The sequence below is a fragment of the Acinetobacter sp. AOR34_HL genome (assembly GCF_027854795.1).
Taxonomy (GTDB): Bacteria; Pseudomonadota; Gammaproteobacteria; order Pseudomonadales; family Moraxellaceae; genus Acinetobacter; species Acinetobacter junii.
Genome location: NZ_JAKTID010000013.1, coordinates 1 through 3,720, shown reverse-complemented (window position 1 = coordinate 3,720; position 3,720 = coordinate 1). Strand labels below are relative to the sequence as shown.

3 protein-coding genes, 1 pseudogene and 1 other annotated feature are annotated in these 3,720 nt (G+C 35.6%); all 4 genes and pseudogenes read left to right on the top strand.

Annotated elements, in window-relative coordinates; translation table 11 throughout:
• Positions 1–103 precede the first annotated feature (103 nt).
• Positions 104–445 carry a DUF2326 domain-containing protein gene (locus MKL32_RS01925; protein ID WP_228300294.1) on the top strand — a complete coding sequence of 114 codons (342 nt, stop codon included), beginning with the start codon at positions 104–106 and terminating at the stop codon, positions 443–445.
• A gap of 761 nt (positions 446–1,206) precedes the next feature.
• A complete protein-coding gene (locus tag MKL32_RS01920; protein ID WP_270900113.1) occupies positions 1,207–2,451 on the top strand; it encodes a tyrosine-type recombinase/integrase in 1,245 nt (414 codons plus the stop codon).
• A 438-nt stretch (positions 2,452–2,889) separates the two neighbouring features.
• Positions 2,890–3,222: a hypothetical protein gene (locus tag MKL32_RS01915; protein ID WP_270900112.1), complete on the top strand. Its 333-nt coding sequence runs from the start codon at positions 2,890–2,892 to the stop codon at positions 3,220–3,222.
• 47 nt (positions 3,223–3,269) lie between these two features.
• A pseudogene (locus MKL32_RS01910) lies at positions 3,270–3,720 on the top strand (transposase); the annotation flags it as partial.
• Positions 3,545–3,661: a sequence feature (AL1L pseudoknot), on the top strand. It overlaps the preceding pseudogene by 117 nt.

Below are 3,720 nucleotides of genomic sequence, written 5' to 3'. Positions count from 1 at the left end.
CCAATGATCAAAAACTTCATTGATGACTTTATTCTCGATAAAAATCATCTGCTACCACAGAGAATCTATAAATAATAGTGCGTAAGTCCTATATAACTTTAACTTGCACCTAGATAAAGAAAAAGGTGAATGTTCGCCTGATGTAGATGATACACAATCAAATACTGAAGGTGGTTTAAAAAGACTTGAAGTAGTCACTTTTGATCTTAGTTATATTAAAACTGTTTGTGACAAACAAGCACAACGACCTAACTTTGTTCTCCATGACTCTATTGATGAAATTGATATTAAATATATTAGAAAAATATTTAATGCATCGATTAAACTCTCTGGACAACATATCGTTTCAATGCTATCGGATAAACTGTCACCTGAGGATTATGAAAAGTATAAAGAGTTCATTATATTGGAACTATCTGAAGACAATAAATTTTTTAAACTATAGCTATAGTGGCTATCGAATTTTTGATAGCCTATTTAGCCATTAATTTTAAGCAAAAATAATATATTTGCTTAAATACCCCCTAGACTTCTCCACACAATCTGATGCAGCGTAATATACTCCCAAAATGCTGAAAGTAACTTGTTTGTGGAAATTGGCATATGCAATAGTTGGAATCAAATTAGGAATTTGATTGGACTAACTTAACCAAAAAATTCATCTAACTCTTTCTCACTAACTTTACTTATCATTTCCCCTAGAACTGCTGTCCAAAACGAGAAATCGAAGCAATCCCTAAATCTCCCCATACACATCATGTTTTCCCATGCGTTCTACGATGCGATTACATCAATAGCATACACTCATCTACATACCTAACTCGCATGATAAGACACAATACTCGGAAAACATCTTGGCTAATAAGTAGGTACCGTATAGGCGTCAGCAAGATAGACCATCGGATTATCGAACCAATAGACCTCAGTACGGTCTATCAAAGATAGTTAAAAACACAATCAACTGGCACTAAAAAACCTCATAACTCAAATAGTTATGAGGTTTAATACTTGGTGGGCCCACCGTGACTTGAACACGGGACCAACGGATTATGAGTTCTACAACCCATACATTAACACACAAGAAAAAAATCAAATATATTTTTATATACAATAAGATACGAAACTTTATTTTTCAAACATTGGCCTTTAAAGTTGATTATAGTATCTTAAATATGCTTACTAATTGCTTATTTTTTTGGTATCTATATGAATTTTACAAAACCAGCAATTGAAAAACTAGAATGCCTATCTGACTCAAAGCCTTCTTTCTATTGGGATAGCTCTACCAGCGGTTTTGGGGTAAAAGTAACCCCAAACAATAAAAAGACATATATCTTTCAGGGACGTGTAGGGTCTACAACACGACGTATAACAATTGGGAACATTAAAGATTGGCGACTAACTGAGGCTCGTGAAAAAGCTAAAGAGCTTGCTGTAATGTGTACGCAAGGGATCGACCCCAAAGTTGAAAAAAATAAACGCATTAAATCAGACCAAGAATATCTTAAGACTGAAAAACGAAAAGAAACTTTATTCAAAGAAGCTTGGAATATTTATCTTGAAGAAAATAAAGAAAGATGGAGAGAACGCACCTACCTTGATCATTTATTACTATCAAAAGGTGGATTTGATGAAATAAAAAAATTTCACTATAAACCTCAGCCTATTTTTGAATTATTAGAAAAAAGGTTATCAGATCTTGATAACAACTTTTTTTCTGAATGGCTTCAGAAGAATAATTACCGAGAAACTACAGCTAGTAAAGCTTTCCGTCTCATTAGAGCCTTTTTAAATTGGTGTGAAGAAGATGATAGATTCCAAGGAATAGCACCTACAAATGCAATTAAATCTAAAAAAGTAAGATCCAAAGTAAAGCCAGTTCAAGCAAGAAAAGATTGCCTCCTAAGAGAACAATTAGACATATGGTTCTCTACCGTTCTCAATTCTCAAAATAAAGCCTTGGCTACATTTTATATTTGTTGTCTATTAACTGGGGCCAGAAAAGATGAGTTTCTATCACTTACATGGGAAGACTTAGATTTTAGGTGGAAAACAATCCAACTGAAGGATAAAGTTGAAGATAATGGGCGTATTATACCTATGACCAAATACGTAGAAAAATTACTACGTGACTTAAAAAAAACCAGCGATTCATCTTATATATTTAGCAGTAATACCTCTGCGACGGGATACATCGTTAATCCTTACAAAGAATTTAAGAAAATCTGTAATGAAATAGATATTCAGCTAACAATACATGGTCTTAGACGTTCATTTAAATCATTGGCGGAATGGGTAGATATTCCTGTAGGTGTCACTGCACAAATATCTGGACATAAACCAAGTGCTTTAGCTGAAAAGCACTATACCGTTCGCCCCATGGATATGTTGCGAGGGCATCTACAGAAGTATGAAAACTGGGTATTAGAACAAGCAAAAATTAGTTTTTAAAAATTAAACTCCATTCTCTCAGAGGAAGAAAATCTTGCATTTCTATATTCTTCGATTCATAGCAATTTCGCTATGCACACGAAGGATAATACTTCATGCACATTCAATACAACCGCCCACCATCATCCCATCCTGGCCCTGGTGGCAATTGGCCAAGTACAACAGGTCGCCCATCAGGTGGTGGTCGTGGTAATGCCAAATAATCATTAAGGGGAGCAATCCCCTTAATCCAGGATTACCGATGAAAAAGTACAGTAATGACAAAGAGCTGAACAAATTTATTCGGCAACTTATTAAGGATGGTGTCGCATCTTTTAGACCTGGTCAAAAACATGATTTTTTGCTTGTAAACCAAATACAGAAGATTACGATACCAGGTACACCTAGTGACCGAAAAGCCTATTTAAACTTTAAGACAGATATACGCAGAGCTTTACAATGCCAAAGAATACCTTTCCAACAACTATAGAAATTGTTCGTGATTTATTTAGTCACATGGATACCAAGAGCCAACTCTCGGAGACAGACTCTAAACACTTAGATGGTTCATCAAACAAACTATTCACTTCACACTATGATGTAGACTTATTTTTGGAGCAGTTGTGCCCAAAAGAGTTTTCAGAACGTACAAATTTGCAATTTATAACATTGCTTAAACGCAATGTGTTAGAGCGTTATAATGCAATGCTATTACATGCTCGCTTAACTGCCTTGATGAATGTTGATTCTACCCGAAATTCACTATGGTCGAATTACTTAGTTCCATCTTGAACCGTACCGGGTTTGTCGGAGACCAACTTTCTTGAGAGAATGTTCCAATGACAAAACCAAAATATACCCCTGAAATCAGAGAAAGAGCGGTTCAATTATTGATTGAATCTGAAAAAGATTATCCTTCTACTTGGGCTGCAATCACAGCTATTGCACCTAAGATTGGTTGTACTCCTGAAACATTGCGTGTTTGGTATTTAAAGCATATGGATCAACTAAATCCTGCCAAAGTACAACAGATATCTGACCAAGAAAAAATGAAGCAAATGGAACGTGAAATTAAAGAATTAAAACGTGCCAATGAAATTCTACGTAAAGCAGCCGCTTTTTTCGCCCAGGCGGAGCTCGACCGCCCACACAAATAATGGTGGATTTTATCCAGAACAATAAAGATCGATATGGTGTTGAAGCGATTTGTAGAATTTTACCGATTGCAGCTTCGACCTATTATCGGGCTTTAGATCTCGTTGATAACCCAGAACATCGAGCGAAACGTGC